The organism is Paenisporosarcina sp. P4_D4, assembly GCF_056401835.1.
The window spans coordinates 1-1,873 of sequence record NZ_JBFUIO010000251.1 but is presented as its reverse complement, the minus strand read 5'-3'; the positions used below and the strand labels follow the sequence as shown (position 1 = coordinate 1,873).

The 1,873-nt window shown below is 32.7% G+C and carries 6 protein-coding genes; all 6 read left to right on the top strand.

Translation table 11 applies throughout. From position 1 onward, the window contains the following. The first annotated feature begins 38 nt into the window (after nt 1-38). Entirely contained in the window at nt 39-260 is a 222-nt protein-coding gene (locus AC1DSL_RS17760; protein WP_477533251.1) for a hypothetical protein, read from the top strand. 57 nt (nt 261-317) lie between these two features. Next, on the top strand, nt 318-512 hold the full coding sequence (locus AC1DSL_RS17755; RefSeq protein WP_477533250.1) for a hypothetical protein: 195 nt from the start codon (nt 318-320) through the stop codon (nt 510-512). 44 nt (nt 513-556) lie between these two features. After that, nucleotides 557-793, top strand: a complete 237-nt coding sequence (locus tag AC1DSL_RS17750) for a hypothetical protein (protein WP_477533249.1) — start codon at nt 557-559, stop codon at nt 791-793. 44 nt (nt 794-837) lie between these two features. Continuing rightward, entirely contained in the window at nt 838-1,335 is a 498-nt protein-coding gene (locus AC1DSL_RS17745) for a hypothetical protein (RefSeq protein WP_477533248.1), read from the top strand. Between the two features lie 33 nt (nt 1,336-1,368). Then, complete coding sequence (locus tag AC1DSL_RS17740) at nt 1,369-1,596, top strand: hypothetical protein (protein ID WP_477533247.1); 228 nt, start codon at nt 1,369-1,371, stop codon at nt 1,594-1,596. A 27-nt stretch (nt 1,597-1,623) separates the two neighbouring features. Further along, on the top strand, nt 1,624-1,873 hold a 250-nt coding region (locus AC1DSL_RS17735), incomplete at its 3' end, for an HAD domain-containing protein (RefSeq protein ID WP_477533246.1).

Here is a 1,873-nt window from a genome sequence, read left to right as displayed (position 1 = left end):
GTAAAAAGATAGTTTTATTTGAGAATAGGAGGAAGAGAATGTACAACACACATGGAGAACTATTTGAACGGTTTGTATTATTAGGTAGGAAGTTTCAGCAGTTAGGAAGCATCGTACAAAATAGTGGTCAAACAACTACACATGATGAGTTAGATCAGTTTGAACACAACCTTGAAAGACTGTTAGTTGAAATGAAAAAACTGAGTTTGCATACTGTAGCATTTTATCAGCGTTCAAATTTAATTGAAGAAGATAAGTAAGTATAATCTAAAACAATCATTTTATTTATAAATACAAACATAAAAGGAGAATGAAAAATGAAAAGAGTAACTATGTGGGAAAAATTGAAATTACAAATTGACAATCTGGAGCTTATGGCACAGCAACATAACGAAGGGGCTGACGTAAGCAACTCTGTTTATTGGCAAGTTGAATACTTGAATGAATTGCTATCTAGTGTAGAAAGCCATCTTGGAGCAGATACGATCAGAAATGCATACAAGGAACTGTAAAATCTAAGTTTTATTGTCAATTATCAAAAGGAAGGAGATTAAACATGTCATTTGAAAACGAAGAATTAGCCTTGGTTAAACAGCTATATGTTAACAATGGAGAGTACGATTTTGATAATGAGAAAGATGCAGAAAAATTCGCTAAAGATTTGCTTTATCATATTAGTGAAGAATACAGCTCAGAGGGCTACTACCATAAATACAAAACTCTAAAATCCTTTATTTACACTCATCACTCAGACACAATCGCTTACAATTTATACGAAGGAGAATATGAGTAAGAACTTTAAAACACGAATTTTAATAGGAAGGGGAGTGGAAGTTGATGACTGTTTTGTTTGCAATAATACCTCTGATATTGCTGATAGTATTTTTCATCATCATAGGAATTGATATAACACTTGAAAATAAATCGCCATTGTTTCATCTAAAAGGAATGTCCAGATACAACCATTTATATAGACATGATAAATGTGAAAGGCTGTTTAGGTTTTATCAACTCGATCTTTATCACAAAAGACATGGAGAAGATAAGTGTCCCCATTGCGAAGAAAAAATCAGCACGTATCGGTCAACTTTGTCACCAACAAACGATTCAATTTATGGAAGCAAAAGAATAAAAGATGTAGCACAATGGATGGACTATCACACAGACTGCCCAAAACTAAGTTGGAAAGAAAAATTTAAAATGGCAAACACTCTTTCATTGATGAATAAAATAGCATCGGAGCAAAAAGGAATTAGAGAATTTGAAGAGTATAATAAGCTCAAAGTCGATTTGAAATGGATTGAAAACTTGAACAAAAGTGAAAATAAACTATAAATTAAAACGAATCTTTTAATGGGAGGGGTAAATATGAAAATCTATTTGGTTGATGAAGACAATGGGGAACAGTATGGTGACAATATCCACTATGTAACCAATGCATTTAAGTCATACAGATCAGCTTCACAATATTTGCTTGATGAAGGATACAAACCTCATCCGTATGAATCAATAGATAATGGCGACTGGAAAATTAACTTTTATTTCGAAGATGACTGGGGCTATGCAGATATTATTGAAATGGAACTACAGGATTAAAACTTTAATTTTAACTGGAGGTGAACAATGAAACTAATTTTCCTAGATATAGATGGTGTAATGAACAATCAAACTGAAGCAAAAAAGTCTAAATTACATGAATCACTTGAGTTTGCTCCTAGTTGTGTAAAAAACCTAAAACGGATTATTGCTGAAACTGATGGTGACACAAAAATTGTCGTGTCTTCTACATGGAGACTTGGAGAAACAGTTGAATCAATGAAAGAACGTATTTTCAAGCATTATGGACTTGATGAATACGTGATCGGACTAACCC